The organism is Pseudomonas sp. Bc-h (assembly GCF_002080045.1).
Classification (GTDB): Bacteria; Pseudomonadota; Gammaproteobacteria; order Pseudomonadales; family Pseudomonadaceae; genus Aquipseudomonas.
The window spans coordinates 85,452-105,122 of record NZ_MUIN01000006.1 but is presented as its reverse complement, the minus strand read 5'-3'; the positions used below and the strand labels follow the sequence as shown (position 1 = coordinate 105,122).

Genomic DNA, 19,671 nt, shown 5'->3' with positions numbered 1-19,671 from the left:
AGGCGAACCTCAAAGCCGTGGGGCTTGGTCCTGTAGCAGTCCGGCTTGCCGGCGGTGGCGCCCTTGAAAGCGCCAACCGTTCGAAGCCCTTCGGCTCAGTTGATCTTCAAACGCAGGCGCAGTCCGCGCAGGCCGTAACTGACCCACGGCCAGAGCAAGGCACTGACCAGCGCCGGCAATACGAGGGCAAGGGTCGGCTGGCGGTTGCCGGTTAGTGCGCTGAGCCACAGCTGGACCAACTGCGCGAGACCGAAGATCACCAGAATCACCAGGCATTGCTGCCACATCGGGAACATCCGCAGACGCTGCTGCAGCGACAACACCAGAAAGGTGATCAGCGTCAGGATCAACGCGTTCTGCCCCAACAGCGTGCCATACAGCACATCCTCGGCCAGCCCCAGCATCCAGGCTGTGACCATGCCGATCTTGTGTGGCAAGGCCAACGCCCAGAACGCCAGGAGCAGCGCGAGCCACAGCGGGCGAAAAATTTCCATGAATTGCGGGAGCGGCGAAACACTGAGCAGCAGACCGATGACGAAGGTCAACCAGACTACCCAGCCGTTTCGCGCGGGAGCGTGACGAGCCATTATTCTTCCCTCTCGCGTGTCGCCGCAGGGGCGGCAGCCGGCGTCGCCGATTTAGGCGTTGCAGGTTTGGCAACGGGCTTGGCGGGCGGTTTGCTTGCAGTGGGCTTGGCGGGTGTTGCCGCCGGTGCTGCAGCGGGAGCAGCCGTTGACGCCGCCGGGGTTGCGGGCGTGCTGTGGCCGGCGGCAGCAGGTTTGGGCACGGTCGCCGGAACGACAGGCTTGTTCGGCGTGGCAGCCGGTGCGGCACCCGGAACAGTCGCCGAAGGCACTGCGGAAGGATCAGCCGCCTGGCGGTCCAGCGATTCCTGCTGTTGCGCCGCATCGGCAGCGCGCTCTTCAGGGGAGCGCCCGTCGGAGAACACCAGCAGCAGATAACGGCTGCGGTTCAGTGCGGCAGTCGGGACGGCGCGAACGATGGCAAAGGGCTGACCGGAGTCATGAATGACTTCCTTGACCGTCGCCACCGGATACCCGGCGGGGAAGCGCTGCCCCAGACCGGAACTCACCAGCAGGTCGCCTTCCTTGATGTCAGCGGTGTCGGCCACGTGACGCAGTTCCAGGCGCTCCGGGTTGCCGGTACCACTGGCGATGGCGCGCAAGCCGTTGCGATTCACCTGCACGGGGATGCTGTGGGTGGTGTCGGTGAGCAGCAGGACACGGGAGGTGTACGGCATCAATTCGACCACCTGCCCCATCAGTCCACGCGCATCGAGTACTGGCTGCCCCAATACCACGCCGTCCCGCTCACCCTTGTTGATGATGATGCGATGGGTGAAGGGGTTGGGGTCCATGCCGATCAGCTCGGCGACTTCGACTTTCTCGTTGACCAGCGCAGAAGAATTGAGCAACTCACGCAGACGCACATTTTGCTCGGTCAAGGCGGCGAGCTTTTGCAGGCGGCCTTGCAGCAGCAGGTTCTCGGTCTTGAGTTTTTCGTTTTCGGCGGCAAGCTCGGTACGGCTGCCAAACTGGCTGGCGACGCCCTGATACAGGCGTTCGGGCAGGTCGGCGATCCAGTAGGACTGCATCAAGACCAGGGACATCTGGCTGCGCACGGGTTTGAGCAGGGTGAAACGCGCGTCCACGACCATGACGGCCACAGACAGGACGACCAGCACCAACAGACGAACGCCCAGCGACGGGCCCTTTGAGAAAAGCGGTTTAATGGGCCGCTCCTTCCAGGGATGCTTGAGTTTGGCTGTGATTATTCATGCGACATGAAACCGGCCTGGTGCGGATTGACGGAAAGAAGGTGTGCAAGACTTGCAACATCAAGAGGAGACGTCAACAGGTCAGGCACAAACGGGCAGCGCCATAAGCGCCACCCGTTCGACATCATGGAGCAATCCGGCGACTTATTCGCTGGAGAGCAGGTCCATGGTGTGCTTGTCCATCATTTCCAGCGCACGACCACCGCCACGAGCAACGCAGGTCAGCGGGTCTTCGGCGACGATTACCGGCAGGCCGGTTTCCTGAGCCAGCAGCTTGTCCAGGTCACGCAGCAACGCACCACCACCGGTCAGCACCAGACCGCGCTCGGCGATGTCCGATGCCAGCTCTGGCGGAGACTGCTCCAAGGCGCTTTTGACGGCCTGAACGATGGTCGCCAGAGACTCCTGCAACGCTTCCAGCACTTCGTTGGAATTCAGAGTGAAGGCACGTGGCACGCCTTCGGCCAGGTTACGGCCGCGGACGTCGACTTCACGCACTTCGCCGCCCGGGTAGGCAGTGCCGATTTCCTGCTTGATGCGCTCTGCGGTGGATTCACCGATCAGGCTGCCGTAGTTGCGACGCACATAGGTGATGATCGCTTCGTCGAAACGGTCGCCACCGACGCGAACGGATTCGGCATACACCACACCGTTCAGGGAGATCAGGGCGATTTCAGTGGTACCACCACCGATGTCGACAACCATCGAACCGCGAGCTTCTTCAACCGGCAGGCCGGCACCGATGGCAGCGGCCATTGGCTCTTCGATCAGGAATACTTCACGTGCACCGGCACCCAGGGCCGATTCGCGAATCGCGCGACGCTCAACCTGGGTGGATTTGCACGGAACGCAGATGAGCACGCGAGGGCTTGGCTGCAGGAAACTGTTTTCGTGAACTTTGTTGATGAAATACTGGAGCATTTTTTCGCACACGCTGAAATCGGCGATAACGCCGTCTTTCATCGGACGAATGGCAGCGATGTTGCCCGGGGTACGGCCCAGCATACGCTTGGCTTCCATCCCGACAGCAACGACGCTCTTCTGATTTCCGTGGGTCCGAATGGCCACAACCGATGGCTCGTTCAGGACAATACCGCGCTCACGCACGTAAATAAGGGTGTTGGCAGTGCCCAGGTCGATGGAAAGATCGCTGGAAAACATGCCACGCAGTTTCTTGAACATGGGAAAGGGACCCTAGGGAACGCGTGGGTAAAAAAGTGCGGCAAACTCTAACAACGACAGGGATTTTGGGCAAGGAGCCAATATGTTAAATTGGCTGTTTTTCCGAGCACTACCCTCGACGTTCGCGGCCTTATGACCGTTTAAACAGCGTAGTGTTCCGCAATCTGACGTACGGTTGATTCCGTGCGCATTCCACTGGAGAACCCCATGGCGCTTGATCGCTCCGACGTGGAAAAAATCGCTCATCTGGCCCGACTGGGTCTCAATGACGCCGATATCCCGCGTACTACTGAAGCACTGAACAGCATTCTCGGGCTGATCGACCAGATGCAGGCGGTCGACACTACCGGTATCGAACCCCTTGCGCACCCGCTTGAAGCATCGCAACGCCTGCGTGAAGACGTGGTCAGCGAAGCCAATCATCGCGATTCCTATCAAGCCATCGCACCAGCGGTCGAAGACGGCCTTTATCTGGTTCCGAAAGTCATCGACTAAGGGAATGAGCCTGCAATGCATCAAATGACTCTGGCAGAGATCGCTCGCGGACTCGCCGATAAAAAGTTTTCTTCCGAAGAATTGACCCGCAACCTGCTGGCGCGTATCGCCCAGCTGGACCCGCAGCTCAATAGCTTCATTTCCGTCACCGAAGACCTGGCCATCACTCAAGCCCAGGCCGCTGACGCCCGTCGTGCCGCTGGTGAGACTGGCGCGCTGCTGGGCGCCCCGCTGGCGCACAAGGACCTGTTCTGCACCAAGGGCATCCGCACCAGCTGTGCCTCGAAGATGCTCGACAACTTCAAGGCGCCGTACGATGCCACCATAGTGGCCAAGCTGGCTGCGGCTGGCACTGTGACCCTGGGCAAGACCAACATGGACGAATTCGCCATGGGTTCGGCCAACGAGTCCAGCCACTACGGCGCGGTGAAGAACCCGTGGAACCTTGAGCACGTACCGGGCGGCTCGTCCGGCGGTTCGGCCGCCGCGGTTGCCGCTCGTCTGTTACCTGCCGCCACCGGCACCGACACCGGCGGTTCGATTCGTCAACCGGCTGCTCTGACCAACCTCACCGGCCTGAAACCGACCTACGGTCGCGTGTCGCGCTGGGGCATGATCGCCTACGCGTCGAGCCTGGATCAGGCCGGTCCGATGGCGCGCACCGCCGAAGACTGCGCCCTGCTGTTGCAAGGCATGGCCGGTTTCGACATCAATGACTCCACCAGCATCGACGAACCCGTGCCCGATTACAGCGCCAGCCTCAACGGCTCGCTGCAAGGCCTGCGCATCGGCGTGCCGAAGGAATACTTCAGTGCAGGGCTCGACCCCCGCATCGCCGACCTGGTGATGGCCAGCGTCGAAGAGCTGAAGAAGCTTGGCGCCGTGGTCAAGGAAGTCAGCCTGCCGAACCTGCAACACGCGATCCCTGCCTATTACGTGATCGCTCCGGCAGAGGCTTCTTCCAACCTGTCGCGTTTCGACGGCGTGCGCTTCGGCTATCGCTGCGAAGACCCCAAAGACCTGACCGATCTGTACAAACGCTCCCGTGGCGAAGGCTTCGGGCCGGAAGTGCAGCGCCGGATCATGGTCGGCGCCTACGCCCTGTCCGCCGGTTACTACGACGCGTATTACCTGCAGGCGCAGAAGATACGTCGCCTGATCAAGAACGACTTCATGAACGCCTTCGCCGAAGTCGATGTGATCCTGGGCCCTACCACGCCGAACCCGGCCTGGAAGATCGGCGCCAAGAACGCCGACCCGATTGCCGAGTACCTGGAAGACTTCTACACCATCACCGCGAACCTCGCGGGCCTGCCGGGTCTGTCGATGCCTGCCGGTTTCGCCGACGGCCTGCCGGTTGGCGTGCAATTGCTGGCGCCGTACTTCCAGGAAGGCCGCTTGCTCAACGTCGCTCACCAGTATCAATTGGTTACCGACTGGCACACTCGCTCGCCTGAAGGCTTCTAAGGAGAAAACGCATGCAATGGGAAGTCGTCATCGGGCTGGAGATTCACACCCAGCTCACCACCCAATCGAAGATTTTCTCCGGTAGCGCCACCACGTTCGGCTCCGAGCCTAATACCCAGGCCAGCCTCGTCGACCTGGGCATGCCCGGCACGCTGCCCGTGCTGAACAAGGAAGCCGTGCAGATGGCGGTCAAGTTCGGCCTGGCCATCGACGCCGAGATCGGTCAGCACAACGTGTTCGCCCGCAAGAACTACTTCTACCCGGATCTGCCGAAGGGTTATCAGATCAGCCAGATGGAACTGCCGATCGTCGGCAAGGGCCACCTGGACATCACCCTGGAAGACGGCACCATCAAGCGCATCGGCGTGACTCGCGCCCACCTTGAAGAAGACGCCGGCAAGAGCCTGCACGAAGACTACAGCGGCATGACCGGTATCGACCTGAACCGCGCCGGTACGCCGCTGCTTGAAATCGTCTCCGAGCCGGACATGCGTTCGGCCAAGGAAGCGGTCGCCTACGTCAAGGCCATGCACGCGCTGGTCCGCTACCTGGGCATCTGCGACGGCAACATGGCCGAAGGCTCGCTGCGTTGCGACTGCAACGTTTCGATTCGCCCGAAAGGCCAGGTCGAATTCGGCACCCGCTGCGAGATCAAGAACGTCAACTCGTTCCGCTTCATCGAGAAGGCGATCAACAGCGAAATCCAGCGCCAGATCGACCTGATCGAAGACGGTGGCAAAGTCATTCAACAGACTCGCCTGTACGACCCGAACACCAACGAAACCCGCGCCATGCGCAGCAAGGAAGAAGCCAACGACTACCGTTACTTCCCCGATCCTGATCTGCTGCCGGTGATCATCGAGGACTCGTTCCTTGAGAAGACCCGCGCCAGCCTGCCGGAACTGCCGCCGCAGAAACGCGAGCGTTTCCAGTCGCAGTTCGGCCTTTCGCTGTATGACGCCAGCGTGCTGGCTTCCAGCCGCGAACAGGCGGATTACTTCGAGAAGGTGGTGAGCATTGCCGGCGACGCGAAACTTGCCGCGAACTGGGTCATGGTCGAACTGGGTTCGCTGCTGAACAAGCAAGGCGTCGAGATCGATGAATCGCCGGTCAGCGCCGAGCAACTGGGCGGCATGCTGCAGCGCATCACCGACAACACCATCTCCGGCAAGATCGCCAAGATGGTTTTCGAGGCCATGGCCAATGGTGAAGGCAGCGCCGATGAGATCATCGATAAGCGCGGCCTGAAGCAAGTGACCGACAGCGGCGCCATCGAGTCGATTCTGGATGACATGCTGGCGGCCAACGCCGAGCAGGTCGAACAGTACCGTGCGGCCGATGAAGCCAAACGCGGCAAGATGTTCGGCTTCTTCGTCGGCCAGGCGATGAAGGCGTCCAAAGGCAAGGCCAACCCGGCTCAGGTCAACGAACTGTTGAAGCGCAAGCTGGAAGGTTGATCAATCTGCGTCGCTGAGCCTCTGTAGCAGTCCGGCCGGGCGGTGTTCCGTTTGCCGGCGGTGGTGACCTCATGATCGCTACCGCCGGCAAGCCGGGCTGCTATAGGGGCCTCAGCAACCGGAATTCCCTGCTGGCCAACCCACGATAAAAGGACTGCATTCATGTGGCGGCTCCTCGGCGCTTGCGCCCTGCTCTCCCTGCTGGCCGGTTGTGCCAGCGAAGGCATCATCGATCCACACGGTTATAACGCCACCGGCGGCGCCTCGTATTACGGGTCTCGCCACCAAGGCAAACGCACCGCCAGCGGCGAGCGTTTCGACCAAAATTCCCTGACTGCCGCGCACCGCCAATTGCCATTCGGTACGCGCGTGCAAGTCACCAATCTGGACAATGATCGCAAGGTCATCGTCCGCATCAACGATCGCGGCCCGCATACGCGAGGCCGGTTGATCGACGTATCCCGCGCAGCCGCCGCGCAATTGGGTATGCTGCGCAGCGGAACCGCCCAAGTGCGGGTGCAAGCCCTCGACGACTGACCTATCCAAAGGTGCCCTGAATTCTCGCCTTCTCTACCCTGCCTCTGCCCACTCTGATCGAACTGATCGGTGGGCTGCTGCTGATGATCATCGGTGCTGAACTGTCGGTGCGTGCTGCCGTGGTTCTGGCTGCCCTGCTGAAAACCCGCCCGCTGTTCCTCGGCCTGACCGTCATTGCCCTGGGCAGCAGCGCGCCGCAAATGGCTGTCGGCCTTCAGGCGGCGCTCACCGACAGCACCGACATTGCCGTGGGCAGCGTGATTGGCAGCAATATCTTCAACATTCTGGTGACCCTTGGCTTGTCGGCGCTGATCATTCCGTTGCGTGTCGCGCGGCAACTGGTGCGGGTCGATCTGCCATTGATGATCGGCGCCACGGCATTGGTTGCGGTGCTGGCGTGGAACGGCGTGCTGAGTGGTCTTGATGGCGTGATTCTGCTGATTGCCATGGCCGGTTATCTGGCGGTGGTGATCCGCCAGTTCGCTCACGGTGCTCGGCATTCTGCGACGCCAGACGCGCCAACCAGACGCAAGACCTGGCCCATTCTCGGCCGTCTGGCGCTGATGTCCTGCGGCCTGGCGTCATTGATTCTGGGCAGTCATCTGCTGGTCGGAGCGGCGGTCGTCGTCGCTCAGGATCTGGGGCTATCGGAACGGGTGATCGGCCTGACAGTGATTGCCGTTGCCACCTCGCTGCCCGCGCTGATGACTTCGCTGATTGCGGCCCTTCGCGGAGAACGGGACATCGCAGTGGGCAACATCATTGGCAGCAACCTGTTCAACCTGCTGGGCGTCCTGGGCATCACATCACTGATCGCCTCGGCGCCATTGTCGATCTCCCCCAACGCGCTGGATTTCGACCTGCCGGTGATGCTGGGTGTCGCCGTGTTATGCCTACCCCTGTTCTACTCCGGGTATCGCATCACGCGGCTCGAAGGCTTGCTGTTACTGGGGCTGTACGCGGTGTACGGCCTGCACATCATCTCGTTCACCACCGGCATGCCGCTCGCGGACAGGCTGGAGCGGCTGATGATTCACTATGCCCTGCCGGTGTTGGGGGTGTGCGTTCTGGTTGGCACCGTCAGGGCGTGGCGACGGCAGCACTAGAACTCGGAAGATGCAGCTCCCTCCCACAGGATTGGGGCCACGCCCGAAGCGGCGCATCAAGCCTCGATACGTGCGGCTTAAATCCATCCACCCCACTGCAGAATGAAAACTCCGATATTGGTGGTCACCGCCGCCGCCAGGGTGGTCATGACGATGATCGACGCAGCCAGTTCGTGATTGCCTTCCGCCGCGCGGGCCATGACGAAACTGGCGGACGCCGTCGGTGCGCCGAAGTACAGAAACAGAATCCCCAACTCCGCATGGCGAAAGCCCAACAGCCAGGCGCCGATGGTGCAGATCAGCGGCAGCCAGACCATTTTCATCATGCTCGCGCTGACCGCCAAGGTGCCGCTTTCGCGCAATGATTTCAGCGACAGTGTGCCGCCGATGCACATCAACGCCAGCGGCAGCGTCATCTGCGCCAGGTAGCTGCCGGAAGTGTCGAGCCACTTGGGCAACCCGATCCCGAAATAAGCAAAAGGCGTAGCCGCGACGATGCTGATGATCAGCGGGTTGGCGAGCACGCTCTTGCAGATGCTCCAGGGGTCGGACTTGATCACCGGGCTGTACACGGCCAGCACCACGGTAGAGAGCGTGTTGTAGAACAGGATGACCAACGCGGCGAGGATCGCGCCGAGGGAGATGCCGTAGTCGCCGTACATGCTCGCTGCCAGCGCGAGGCCGATGACGCCGTTATTGCCACGAAACGCCCCTTGCACGTAAATCCCGCGCTCGACGAAGGGTACGCGATAGATCGCCCAGCCCCAGACCAGCGCAAAACCCAGCAGGGTGGCGACAATGAAGTAGATCAGCACGCCGGGTTGCAAGGCCGCATGCAGGTCAGCGTGGATAATGCCGAGGAACAGCAACGCAGGCATTGTGCAGTTGAAGACCAGCGAAGATGCAGTGTGAATGAAGCTGTCGTTGATCCAGCCGACACGCTTGAGCACCACGCCGAGAAACAGCATGGCGAATACCGGTGCGGTGATGTTCAGGGTCTCCCAAAAGATTGCCAGCATGCACGCCAAACCCTGAGCCGTCGTTAGGTGGCTAATGATAGGCCAGCAGGCGGCTAAGTGTTACCGGGAATTGCTTAGTGATCGTACAACTATTGATTTTGATGGCGCCTGATGAGCACCGTCCTGTAGCAGTCCCGCGTGCCGGCGGTGGGGTTGGCACAATCGCTACCGCCGGCAAGCCGGACAGCTACAGTGAGGGTGGCTTCAGACGGGAATAGCAGGCGCGAGCTTTTTCTCGAACACCGACACGCCATCCAGATCGCGCAGGGTCACAGTCATTTCGCCGCTCTGCCCATCGATGTTCACCTCGCCGAAAAACTGAAACCCGGCAAAGGGCGAGGTGTTCTGAGCCGGCGGGGCTTTCTGGAACACAAGCTCCGGGCCGAAGGTCTTGTCCAGCGTGTTCGGCCCATAACTGCCCGCATTCAAAGGCCCGGCGACGAACTCCCAGAACGGATCGAAATCCTGGAACACGGCCTGTTCCGGATGATAGTGGTGCGCTGCGCAGTAATGCACGTCAGCAGTCAGCCACACGGTGTCGCGAATCTTCTGCTGGCGCAGGAACCCGAGCAGTTCGGCAACTTCCAGCTCACGGCCTTTGGGCGCGCCATTGTCGGTGTTGGCAATCGCTTCCCAACGCATGACACCAGGGCTGACTTCACCGTCCGGTACGCCCAGGCCGATGGGCATGTCAGCGGCAATGACCTTCCACTGCGCGCTGGACGCCTGCAATTCGCGCTTGAGCCAGTCCAGTTGCTCACGCCCGAGAAAGGCCGTGGTCGGCCCCGGTTTGTCGGCGAGGTTGGCGTCGTTGCCATCGCGGTAACTGCGCATGTCGAGCACGAACACATCGAGCATCGGCCCGTAGCTGAGCTTGCGGTAAACGCGCCCGCCGTTATCGGCACTCTGCAAACGCATCGGTGCGTACTCGAGAAACGCCTGACGCCCGCGAGATGCCAGCAACTGGATGTCCTTGACCTTGTAGCGCTCGTCCAGTTGCTTGCTCGGCGACCAGTTGTTGCTCACTTCGTGGTCGTCCCACTGCCAGATCTGCGGGACCTCGGCGTTGAAGCGGCGCAGGTTTTCATCCATCAGGTTGTAGCGGTAGGCGCCGCGATATTCGTCGAGGGTTTCGGCAACCTTGCTCTTCTCTTCGGTGGTGATGTTGCGCCAGATGCGCCCGTTCTCCGTGACCACTTCGGCAGGCACCGGGCCGTCGGCATAAATGGTGTCGCCGCTGTGGATGAAAAAGTCTGGCAGACGCAGGCGCATGGCCTCGTAGATGCGCATGCCGCCGATCTCCGGGTTGATGCCGAAGCCTTGGCCCACGGTGTCTCCGCTCCAGACGAAACGAATGTCGCGACGGGCTTGTGGGACGCTGCGCAGGTGGCCGAACCAGGGTTCGCTGACGACGCCGGTCTGGGCATCTTCAAAGAACACCCGATAGAAAATCGCCTGATCGGTCGGCAAACCGGTGAGTTCGACGCGGGCGGTGAAGTCGGTGCGCTGATCGGCCAGCAGCGAGACCGAGCGACGCGGGTTGCTGAACATGCTGCGGGTGTCCCACTCGACCACCATCCGCGACGGGCGATCACTGCGGCTCCAGACCATGGCGCGATCGCCTTGCAGGTCACCGGACTGCACGCCATCGGTCATCTTCGGACGGTCCTTGACCGATGCAATGACCGCAGGCGCCAGGCCCGGCAAGAGCAATCCGGCGCCAGCGGCTTGAATGATGCGACGGCGTGTCAGGTCGAACCGGGTCATTTCTATCCTCCTCAGGCGAATACCAAAGAGAGGAACCTAACAATGGATTGTTGGGAGAATGTGACAGCGAGCAGGTTGCCGGCGCTCAAGCGCCGGCAGGCACTGCATCCAGCTCCACGACTTCCGGGCGCTTCAACACCGCGTACAACACGCCCGTCACCACGCTGCCGACGACGATTGCCAGCAGGTACAGCAACGCATGGTTGATCGCATTCGGGATCAGCATCACGAACAGCCCGCCATGGGGCGCCATGAGCTTGCAGCCGAAGAACATCGACAATGCTCCAGTCAGCGCGCCGCCGACGACGCTTGCCGGAATCACCCGTAACGGGTCTTTCGCGGCAAACGGAATCGCGCCTTCAGAGATGAAACACAGCCCCAGCACGAACGCCGCCTTGCCAGCCTCACGCTCGCTCTGGGCGAACTTGTTGCGGGCGATGACACTGGCGATGCCCATGCCGATGGGAGGGACCATGCCGGCCGCCATCGCAGCGGCCATCGGCGCATAACTCTGCGACGCCAACAGGCCTACCGAAAACGCATACGAAGCCTTGTTGATCGGCCCGCCAAGATCGACGCACATCATCGCGCCGAGCAGCACGCCCAGCAGGATCGCGTTGGTGGTGCCCATGCTGTCGAGGAAGTGGGTCAGGCCTTCAAGCATGCCGGCGACCGGTTTGCCGACCACGTAGATCATCACAAGGCCAGTAAACAGACTCGCCAGAAGCGGGATGATCAGGATCGGCTTGAGGGCTTCGACACTCGCCGGCAATTTCGCGTAGCGATTGATCGCCGCAGCGCTGTAGCCTGCCAGGAAACCAGCGATGATGCCGCCGATGAAGCCAGCCCCCAGGGTACTGGCGAGCAGGCCGCCGATCATGCCCGGCGCAAGGCCCGGTCGATCAGCGATGGAGTAAGCGATGTAACCCGCCAACAGCGGCACCATCAGCTTGAAGGCTGCGTCGCCGCCGATCTGCATCAGCGCAGCCGCGAGGGTGCCCTGTTCCTTGAACGCGGTGATGCCGAACACGAACGACAGCGCGATCAGCAAACCGCCCGCCACCACCATCGGCAGCATGAACGACACGCCGGTCAGCAGGTGTTTGTAGACGCCAGTCTTGTCCTTCTTCGCCGGGCCTTTCGCTGCTGCTAGCGCAGATTCGACTTCGCCCTCGGCTAGCGCCTTTTTCAGAGTCGCTTCAGATTGTTTCAGCGCGATGCCGGTGCCACAGCGATAGATGCGCTTACCGGCAAAACGCTCGGTCGCAACTTCGATGTCCGCAGCGAGCAGCACCACGTCGGCGTCGGCAATGGCCTGGGCGCTGAGCGGATTGCGCGCGCCTACAGAGCCCTGGGTTTCCACTTGCAGGTCGTAACCGAGTTTTATGGCGGCCTGCTGGATCGCCTCGGCCGCCATGAACGTGTGGGCTACGCCAGTTGGACATGCGGTCACGGCCACCAGGCGAGGCGTTGCGTTAGCGGCAGGCGCTGGTTGTGCAACGTCGCTGGCGACATAGAGCGATGCCAGTTCGCTCGCCGAACGCAGGAAACCATCGATATCCTGCAACGCCTGGGCCGGGGTCGATTGATGCAGGCGCTTGCCGGAGAAACGCGTGAGATCCAGCGGCCCGGTGTTGACCACCAGCACCCAGTCGGCGGCTTCGATGTCGGCGGCGGACAGCTGTTTTTCCGGATGACGCGGGTCGTGCACTTCGACACAGGTGCTCCAGCCCTGACGCTGCGCCGCCGCATCGAGCAAGCGAGCGCTGAGGACACTGCTGATTTTGCCGTTCGGACAGGCCGTAACAATGGCTAACTTCATTACACTTCCTCTCTTCTTGTTCTCTACAGGCGTCATTCGGTCAGTGCGCGCACGCTGACGCCGCCTTCCAGCCGCTTGAGTTGCACAGTGTCGTTGATGCCGAAACCGATCTGGGTCACTGCCATCGCCGCAATTGCCGTGGCCGTGCGCAAGGTCTGCTCGGGCTTGCTGCCAAGCAGCAGGCCATGAACCATGCCCGCCAACAGCGAATCCCCCGCGCCCACGGTGCTGGCGACCGTGACCTTCGGCGGCAGCGCCTGCAAGGCAACGCTTGAGCTGAACCAGTGCACGCCCTCTGCGCCCTGAGAAATCACCACATGCTCGATGCCGCGCTGACGCAATGCGGCGGCGGCCGCAGCCTGCGCCGCGATAGAGATGATCGGCGCGTCCAGCGCATCGGCCAGCTCTTCGGTGTTGGGCTTGATCAGCCACGGCGAGGCTTCGAGGCCTGCGCGCAAGGCTTCGCCGCTGGTGTCCAGCGCCACTTTCAAGCCCATGTCGTTGAGGCGCAGCAACAGCGTTTTCAGCCACTGGGCATCGACACCACGGGGCAGACTTCCCGCCACGACGACGGCATCGAAATCGCCGGCAATCTGCTCGACACGAGTGGCCAGCGCCTGTTGCGCCTGAACGCTGACCTCGGGCCCAGGGCCATTCAGATCGGTGATCCGGCCACCGCTTTCGGCCAGCTTGATATTGCTGCGAGTCTCGCCCGGCACCCGCACGAACTCATCGACAAAACCGCGCTTGGCAAACAGCGATTCGAACGGCTGCTGATTATCGACGCCGAGAAATCCGGCCACTGTCAGTTCATGCCCGAGATCAGCCAGCACCTGGGCGACGTTGATGCCTTTGCCCGCCGCGTGACAGAGCATCGCTTCGCTGCGGTTGACCTGGCCGACGTGCAACGGGCCCAACTGTACGGTCAGGTCCAGCGCTGGGTTCATGGTCAATGTCAGAATTTTCGCCATTACAGCCCCTCCACGAGGGCACGCACTTCAGCGGCGCTGCCGACCGCCAGCGCGGCTTGCGCCAGCTGTCGGGCCCCGATCACATTCAAATCGCGCACGCAGGCCTTGACCTCGCCAACACTGCGCGCCGCGACACTCAATTCATCCACACCCAGGCCGACCAGCACCGGCACCGCCAACGGGTCCGCCGCCAGTTCGCCACACACCCCGACCCATTTGCCGTGGGCATGGGCCGCGCGCACCGTGATGTCGATCAGTTGCAGCACCGCCGGATGCAGGCCGTCAGCCTGAGCCGACAAGGTTGGGTGGCCGCGGTCAATGGCCAGGGTGTACTGCGTCAGGTCATTGGTGCCGACGCTGAAGAAGTCCACTTCCTTGGCCAGCACTGGCGCCAGCAACGCGGCAGACGGCACTTCGATCATGATCCCCAGTTGCAGATCCGCCACCGGGATTTCCAGGCGCAGACGCTCGGTCATGTCCCGCGCCTGACGCCATTCCTCAACGGTACCGACCATGGGAAACATGATGCGCAACGGGCGGTTGTCGGCAGCGCGCAACAGGGCACGCAACTGGCTTTCCATCACGTCCGGGCGCTGCAATGTCAGGCGAATGCCGCGCACGCCGAGGAAAGGGTTTTCTTCCTTGTCGATGGGCCAGTACGGCAAGGGTTTGTCGCCGCCGACGTCGAGGGTGCGAACCACCAGCGGCCGGCCTTTGAGATCGTCGAGCACGCGGCGGTATTCGGTTTCTTGCGTCGCTTCGTCAGGCGCGCAACTGTGGGCCATGAACAGCAATTCGGTTCGTAGCAGGCCAATGCCTTCGGCGCCCTGCTCCACCGCCGCTGGCGTACCGGCGCTGTCGCCGATGTTGGCGAACACTTCGACCGGGTGGCCATCTTTGGTGATCGCTGGTTCCATGCGCAGCGCAGCAGCGGCTTTCAGGCGTTGCTCGCGGGTGTCGCGGTCGCGCAGTGCGCGTTGCAGCGTCTGGTCATCCGGCGCGACGTCGAGACGGCCGCGCTGGCCGTCGATCAACAACGGGGTGCCGGACTTGATCAGCAGCACCGCATCGCCAGCGCCGACCAGCGCCGGAATGCCCAACGCCCGCGCGACGATTGCACTGTGTGCGGTGGCGCCGCCGCGAGCAGTGAGAATCCCAGCCACTCGCGCCGGGTCCAGTCGCGCCACATCGGAGGGGCCTACTTCGTCCATCACCAGAATGTAGGGTTCCTGCGGCTCGACCAGATCGTCGACCCCACAGATCTGCGCCAGCACTCGGCGACCGACATCGCGCAGGTCGGCGGCGCGCTCGGCAAGCAGTGCGTCCTTGAGTTGTTCCTGTTGTTGCGCTGCCGCCTCGATCACGTTAATCCACGCGGCTGCCGCGCTTTCACCCTGCTTCAAACGCAAGGCGACTTCGTCCACCAGTTCGGGGTCGTCGAGCATTTCCTGGTGGGTGACGAAAATCTCGCGGATGGCCTTGGCGGTGCTGCGCTGGATCAGGCCTTCGATATCTTCGCGTACTTGCGCCAGTGCCGAGTGCAGATGTCGGTGCTCAGTGCTGAAGGACTCCCCCCTCAGTGGGTAATCGAACACCGGCAGAACATGCACATGGGCCGGGCCAGTCGCGATACCTGGCGCTGCGGGCACGGCCTGTATCTGCGAGCCGGCAGCCGGGACTGACAGGGATTTTTCAACGATGGCGGCGATGGGCGTCGGCGCGGATTCGGTGGGCAGCGGTTCGATCTCCTCACCCAGGCCGTCAAGTACTGCGGCAATCAGCGCAGGCAAGGCATCGTCTGCAACGGCGGGCTCGGCAATGAACTCCAGCGCCTGACCCCTACGCACACCAAGGCTCAGCAATTTGCTCAGGCTTTTGGCAGACACCGGGTTTTCCGTCGAATCGATGATCCGCACTCGCACATCGCCTTCGAAACTCTTGGCCAACTGCGCGAGGATCTTCGCCGGGCGTGCATGAAGACCATGAGCATTGGCGAGCACTACGCGCTCGCTCGGCCAGTCTGGTGGCACGTCACCGCCCAGCGCTTGCAGGACCGCGCGACTACTCGTCGCCTGGCCCAGTTCATGGCCGCGACCTTCGATCAGCAACGCGCAAAGGCGCTCGAGCAATGCCTGATGGGACTCGCCAAGGCTGGCCAGGCAGAACAGCCCGGTCAGTGCTTGCCCCAGATGACGCATCGGCTTGTCCGGGGTGACGAACGCCAGTCCCGGTTTGTTGACCATCTGCTCGCTGTGCAGCCACCAGAGGCCATCCCCGAGCGGCAGTGGCTCGACCTGTTGCAATACAGCGGCGAAACCGTTGTTCACGCATTCGGCGCGGCGCAGCAAACGCGCACCGCGCCAGACCAGTTCTTCGAAGTCATCGACCGACGCGCCGAGGCTGATCATCTGCGCGTCCAGCGCCAGCTCCTGCGGTGCGCCTTGCAGCAGTTTGAGCAGCGCCTCGGGACTCTTCGCCTGACGCAGCGCTTCGCCCAGATCGGTTTCGCCGAGAGCACGGGTCAGCAGTTGCAGCAGGCGCAGGTGCTCGTCGGACTTGGCGGCAATGCCGATGGCCAGATAGACCATCTGCCCATCGCCCCAGTCCACCCCCTGCGGAAACTGCATCAGTCGCACGCCGGTGGCGTATACCTGATCACGGGTTTGCGGCGTGCCGTGAGGAATGGCGATGCCCTGCCCGAGAAAGGTCGAGCCCTGCTGTTCGCGGGCCTGCAAACCTTGCAGGTAGCCGGGCGCAACAAGCCCATCAGTGACTAGCAGATCAGCGAGCAACTGCAGCGCTGCGGACTTATCCACAGCAGTCTGGTCCATGGAAATTTGCTCAACGGTCAGCTCGAGCATGCCTTTCTCCTGTGCAGCGCACGGTCGCGCCTGATTTTTGTTGTAGGACCGCTCGTACACGGTCAGTTACCGCAAAAACGCTGGATATCAGACCGGCGTTCTCACTCGACTTCAGCCGTAAAAAGGCTTGCTGAATCGTTTAATCTAGATGGGCGGGCACGTTACTCGATAATCTCTGCGGATTGAAGCTCATCCGGTCGATTGGTGTAGGAACCGTCCTAAAAAACCCGGGACCTTCACTCATCGCGAAGGTCTGCTGTAATGATGGCCGCGAATCGGTGAAAATCCCTGGCACTTTCACGACATCTGCGAAAAACAAAAGGAATGTTCGTTTGAAACTCAGTGATATTGCGCGTCTGGCCGGTGTGTCCGTCACCACCGCCAGCTACGTGATCAACGGCAAGGCCGAACAGCAGCGCATCAGCAATGCGACGGTCGAGCGCGTGCGTGCGGTGGTCGAAGCCCATGGTTTCCGCCCAAATCCGCAAGCCGCCGGCCTGCGCAGTCGGCACACCCGCACATTGGGCTTCATCCTGCCGGACCTGGAAAACCCCAGCTATGCCCGCATTGCCAAGCAACTGGAGCAAGGCGCTCGAGCGCGAGGTTATCAGTTGCTGATCGCAAGCTCCGACGACGATCCCATCAGCGAGTTGCAACTGTTGCAGCTGTTCCGCGCCCGGCGCTGCGATGCACTGTTCGTCGCCAGCTGCCTGCCCGCCAGCGATGACAGCTATCGCGAACTGCAAAAACAGGGCATTCCGGTGATTGCCATCGACCGCGAAATGGACCCGGCACATTTCTGCTCGGTGGTCAGCGACGACCACGATGCCAGCCAGCAGTTGACCCGTAGCCTCCTGGAAATCCGGCCCAAACACATTGCGCTGATCGGAGCACGCCCTGAACTGAGCGTCAGTAAGGCCCGTGCCAGCGGTTTCGAGGACGCACTGGACGGTTTCAAGGGATCGGTGATCATCGAGCATGGCGAGTCGTTCAGCCGCGACTGTGGTTTGCAGATCGCGGGCCAGATGCTGGATGGCCTTGGGTATTTCCCCGATGCGCTGGTCACCACCTCCTACGTTCTGCTGCAGGGAGTGTTCGATCTGCTGCAACAGCGCCGCCTGAACCCCGATCAACTGCATCTGGGCACTTTCGGTGACACGCAGTTGCTGGACTTCCTGCCGCTGCCGGTCAACGCCATGGCTCAGCAACATCAGCTGATCGCCGAAAAAGCGCTGGCATTGGCACTCTCCGCCGTTGAGCAAGATCAGTACGAACCTGGCGTACATGCCATCGTGCGCACGTTCAAACAGCGAATTCACGAGGCCTGATCGTGACGCTGATCGACACCCACACTCATCTGGATTTCGACGATTTCGATGCAGATCGCCAGGCAGTGCTCAATCACTGCAAGCATCTGGGTGTGGAGCGGATGGTGGTACTGGGGGTCTATCAGCGCAATCTGCAACGGGTGTGGGATCTGGCACTGAGTGAGCCTCAGGTGTACGCCGCACTGGGGCTGCACCCGATCTACCTCGATGAGCACCGCCCGGAACATCTGCAAGAACTGCGTGACCGACTGGCAGCCCTGGCGGGCCATCCCAAGCTCTGCGCCGTTGGCGAAATAGGGCTGGATTATTACGTCGAATCGCTGGACCGGGAGCAACAGCAAAAGACCTTCGACAGTCAGTTGCAAATGGCCGCCGATTTCAACCTTCCTGCCCTGCTCCACGTTCGCCGCAGCCATGCTGACACTATCGCCACCCTGAAGCGCTTCAAGCTCAGGCGCAGCGGCATCGTTCATGCGTTTGCCGGGAGCCGTGAGGAAGCAAAGGAATACATCAAGCTCGGTTTCAAACTCGGGCTGGGTGGCGCGGCGACCTGGCCTCAGGCGTTGCGCATGCACCGGGTCATCGCCGAACTGCCGCTCGACAGCGTGGTGCTGGAAACCGATTCGCCAGACATGGCACCTGCCATGTATCCAGGCATACGCAACACCCCGGAGCACCTGCCGGCTATCTGCACAGCATTGGCCGAGCTCATGAACATCCCTGCCGAACGCCTGGCCGAGGCGAGCACCGCCAGTGCGAATGAAGTGTTCGGCTGGAACTGACCCGCCGCCTGCCCGAATTTAATTTGTAAAAAGAAATTTCAAACCACCGCTGAGGTCCTTTGCTTATCTCTTCTCGATAGCTAAGGATACCGGCAATGAAATTCTCGAAGTTCGCACAGGCCTTGTCGAAATGGACCGGCAGCCCCCGGACCTTTCTTGTTGCTGTGCTGCTGATCTGCATCTGGGCTGCGACGGGCCCGCTGTTTCACTACAACGACACCTGGCAACTGATCATCAATACGTCGACCACCATCATCACCTTCCTCATGGTGTTCCTGATCCAGAACACCCAGAACCGCGATACCGATGAGTTGCACATCAAGATCGATGAACTGCTTCGCGTGACCAAGGATGCGCAGAATGCGGTACTGAGCCTGGATAACCTGGATCAAAAGGAGCTGCGCGAGCTGCGCAAGAAATACAAGGCAATGGGGGAAGATCACGACATGGATCACACCAAACCTTTCCCAAAATGTGATGCGGATGACGCAGGAAAAGATTCGGGCCAGATCGCCAACCATTGATCAGACGCCAGGAACTACAAGGTCCTATGGCCTTCATAACCCATGAAGGCCGCAAATCCTGCATGGCGGATGGCGGTAAGAAAATGATCCGGGAGAATGAAAAATGCCCACTCAAAACAAAGCCAAGTACACCACCGAACAGAAACACAAAGCTGCCCACATAGAGGACAGCTACGAGTCCAAAGGCGTGAGCAAGGGTGAAGCCGAAGCCCGCGCGTGGGCTACCGTGAACAAACAGTCTGGCGGCGGCGAGAAGAAAGGTGGCTCAGGGACCCAAAAGTCCGCCACTGCTAAATCCCATGATCGCAAAGACTCGGCTAAACGAGCCGTCGCGGCTAAGCATGGTTCCCCGCGCAACAGCAGCGGCCAGTCTTTGGACTCACAGACCAAGGTCGATCTGATGCAGCGGGCGCGGGGTCTGAATATTTCGGGTCGCTCGACCATGACCAAGCAAGAATTGATCAGCGCTATTCGCAAGGCAGCGTGATGTTGCCGATGGCTGTTCCTATGTAGCGGTCGGGCTTGCCGACGGCGGCACATTCGCGATCGCCACCG

Annotated in this window: 17 protein-coding genes; 9 read left to right on the top strand and 8 right to left on the bottom strand. The window is 61.4% G+C overall.

The genetic code is table 11. The features are described 5' to 3' along the window. Positions 1 to 95: 95 nt before the first annotated feature. The 3 genes from mreD to mreB all read right to left on the bottom strand — a co-directional run bounded on the left by mreD (position 96) and on the right by mreB (position 2,980). On the bottom strand, positions 96 to 587 hold the full coding sequence (gene mreD / locus BWR59_RS11005; protein WP_037012599.1) for a rod shape-determining protein MreD: 492 nt from the start codon (positions 585 to 587) through the stop codon (positions 96 to 98). Continuing rightward, positions 587 to 1,753: a rod shape-determining protein MreC gene (mreC, locus tag BWR59_RS11000; RefSeq protein ID WP_081565667.1), complete on the bottom strand. Its 1,167-nt coding sequence runs from the start codon at positions 1,751 to 1,753 to the stop codon at positions 587 to 589. The genes mreD and mreC overlap by 1 nt, the downstream gene beginning before the upstream one ends. A 189-nt stretch (positions 1,754 to 1,942) precedes the next feature. Next, positions 1,943 to 2,980 (bottom strand): rod shape-determining protein MreB, encoded by a 1,038-nt coding sequence (gene mreB / locus BWR59_RS10995; RefSeq protein WP_020292894.1) that lies wholly within the window; start codon positions 2,978 to 2,980, stop codon positions 1,943 to 1,945. A 207-nt stretch (positions 2,981 to 3,187) separates the two neighbouring features. Here mreB and gatC point away from each other — a divergent pair, with 207 nt between their 5' ends. From gatC to BWR59_RS10970, 5 genes are all read left to right on the top strand, one after another. Beyond that, a complete protein-coding gene (gene gatC / locus BWR59_RS10990) occupies positions 3,188 to 3,475 on the top strand; it encodes an Asp-tRNA(Asn)/Glu-tRNA(Gln) amidotransferase subunit GatC (RefSeq protein WP_081565666.1) in 288 nt (95 codons plus the stop codon). Between the two features lie 15 nt (positions 3,476 to 3,490). Continuing rightward, positions 3,491 to 4,942, top strand: coding sequence for an Asp-tRNA(Asn)/Glu-tRNA(Gln) amidotransferase subunit GatA (gene gatA, locus BWR59_RS10985; protein ID WP_081565665.1), 1,452 nt, complete (start codon positions 3,491 to 3,493; stop codon positions 4,940 to 4,942). 11 nt (positions 4,943 to 4,953) lie between these two features. After that, positions 4,954 to 6,399, top strand: coding sequence for an Asp-tRNA(Asn)/Glu-tRNA(Gln) amidotransferase subunit GatB (gene gatB / locus BWR59_RS10980; RefSeq protein WP_081565664.1), 1,446 nt, complete (start codon positions 4,954 to 4,956; stop codon positions 6,397 to 6,399). Positions 6,400 to 6,561: 162 nt separating this feature from the next. Further along, on the top strand, positions 6,562 to 6,936 hold the full coding sequence (locus BWR59_RS10975) for a septal ring lytic transglycosylase RlpA family protein (protein ID WP_081565663.1): 375 nt from the start codon (positions 6,562 to 6,564) through the stop codon (positions 6,934 to 6,936). Positions 6,937 to 6,989: 53 nt separating this feature from the next. Then, the gene (locus BWR59_RS10970; RefSeq protein ID WP_081565662.1) at positions 6,990 to 8,042 is read left to right on the top strand and encodes a calcium/sodium antiporter; all 1,053 of its coding nucleotides are present in this window, start codon (positions 6,990 to 6,992) and stop codon (positions 8,040 to 8,042) included. A 77-nt stretch (positions 8,043 to 8,119) separates the two neighbouring features. On the opposite strand, the gene BWR59_RS10965 is transcribed toward BWR59_RS10970, so the two are convergent. From BWR59_RS10965 to ptsP, 5 genes are all read right to left on the bottom strand, one after another. Then, complete coding sequence (locus BWR59_RS10965) at positions 8,120 to 9,061, bottom strand: AEC family transporter (protein WP_081565661.1); 942 nt, start codon at positions 9,059 to 9,061, stop codon at positions 8,120 to 8,122. Positions 9,062 to 9,265: 204 nt separating this feature from the next. Beyond that, complete coding sequence (locus BWR59_RS10960) at positions 9,266 to 10,828, bottom strand: alkaline phosphatase D family protein (RefSeq protein ID WP_081565660.1); 1,563 nt, start codon at positions 10,826 to 10,828, stop codon at positions 9,266 to 9,268. Positions 10,829 to 10,913: 85 nt separating this feature from the next. Further along, positions 10,914 to 12,650 (bottom strand): PTS fructose-like transporter subunit IIB, encoded by a 1,737-nt coding sequence (locus tag BWR59_RS10955; RefSeq protein ID WP_081565659.1) that lies wholly within the window; start codon positions 12,648 to 12,650, stop codon positions 10,914 to 10,916. Between the two features lie 32 nt (positions 12,651 to 12,682). After that, entirely contained in the window at positions 12,683 to 13,621 is a 939-nt protein-coding gene (pfkB, locus tag BWR59_RS10950) for a 1-phosphofructokinase (protein ID WP_081565658.1), read from the bottom strand. Continuing rightward, the gene (gene ptsP, locus BWR59_RS10945; RefSeq protein ID WP_081565657.1) at positions 13,621 to 16,482 is read right to left on the bottom strand and encodes a phosphoenolpyruvate--protein phosphotransferase; all 2,862 of its coding nucleotides are present in this window, start codon (positions 16,480 to 16,482) and stop codon (positions 13,621 to 13,623) included. The genes pfkB and ptsP overlap by 1 nt, the downstream gene beginning before the upstream one ends. Positions 16,483 to 16,814: 332 nt before the next feature. On the opposite strand from ptsP, the gene cra reads away from it, so the two are divergent. The 4 genes from cra to BWR59_RS10925 all read left to right on the top strand — a co-directional run bounded on the left by cra (position 16,815) and on the right by BWR59_RS10925 (position 19,603). Further along, positions 16,815 to 17,810 carry a catabolite repressor/activator gene (cra, locus tag BWR59_RS10940; RefSeq protein WP_081565656.1) on the top strand — a complete coding sequence of 332 codons (996 nt, stop codon included), beginning with the start codon at positions 16,815 to 16,817 and terminating at the stop codon, positions 17,808 to 17,810. Beyond that, positions 17,807 to 18,592 carry a TatD family hydrolase gene (locus BWR59_RS10935; protein ID WP_081565655.1) on the top strand — a complete coding sequence of 262 codons (786 nt, stop codon included), beginning with the start codon at positions 17,807 to 17,809 and terminating at the stop codon, positions 18,590 to 18,592. Before cra ends, BWR59_RS10935 begins: the two co-directional genes overlap by 4 nt. 95 nt (positions 18,593 to 18,687) lie before the next feature. Beyond that, positions 18,688 to 19,116, top strand: a complete 429-nt coding sequence (locus BWR59_RS10930) for a low affinity iron permease family protein (RefSeq protein WP_081565654.1) — start codon at positions 18,688 to 18,690, stop codon at positions 19,114 to 19,116. A 103-nt stretch (positions 19,117 to 19,219) separates the two neighbouring features. Beyond that, positions 19,220 to 19,603, top strand: a complete 384-nt coding sequence (locus BWR59_RS10925) for a Rho termination factor N-terminal domain-containing protein (protein WP_081565653.1) — start codon at positions 19,220 to 19,222, stop codon at positions 19,601 to 19,603. The last annotated feature ends 68 nt before the right edge of the window (positions 19,604 to 19,671 follow it).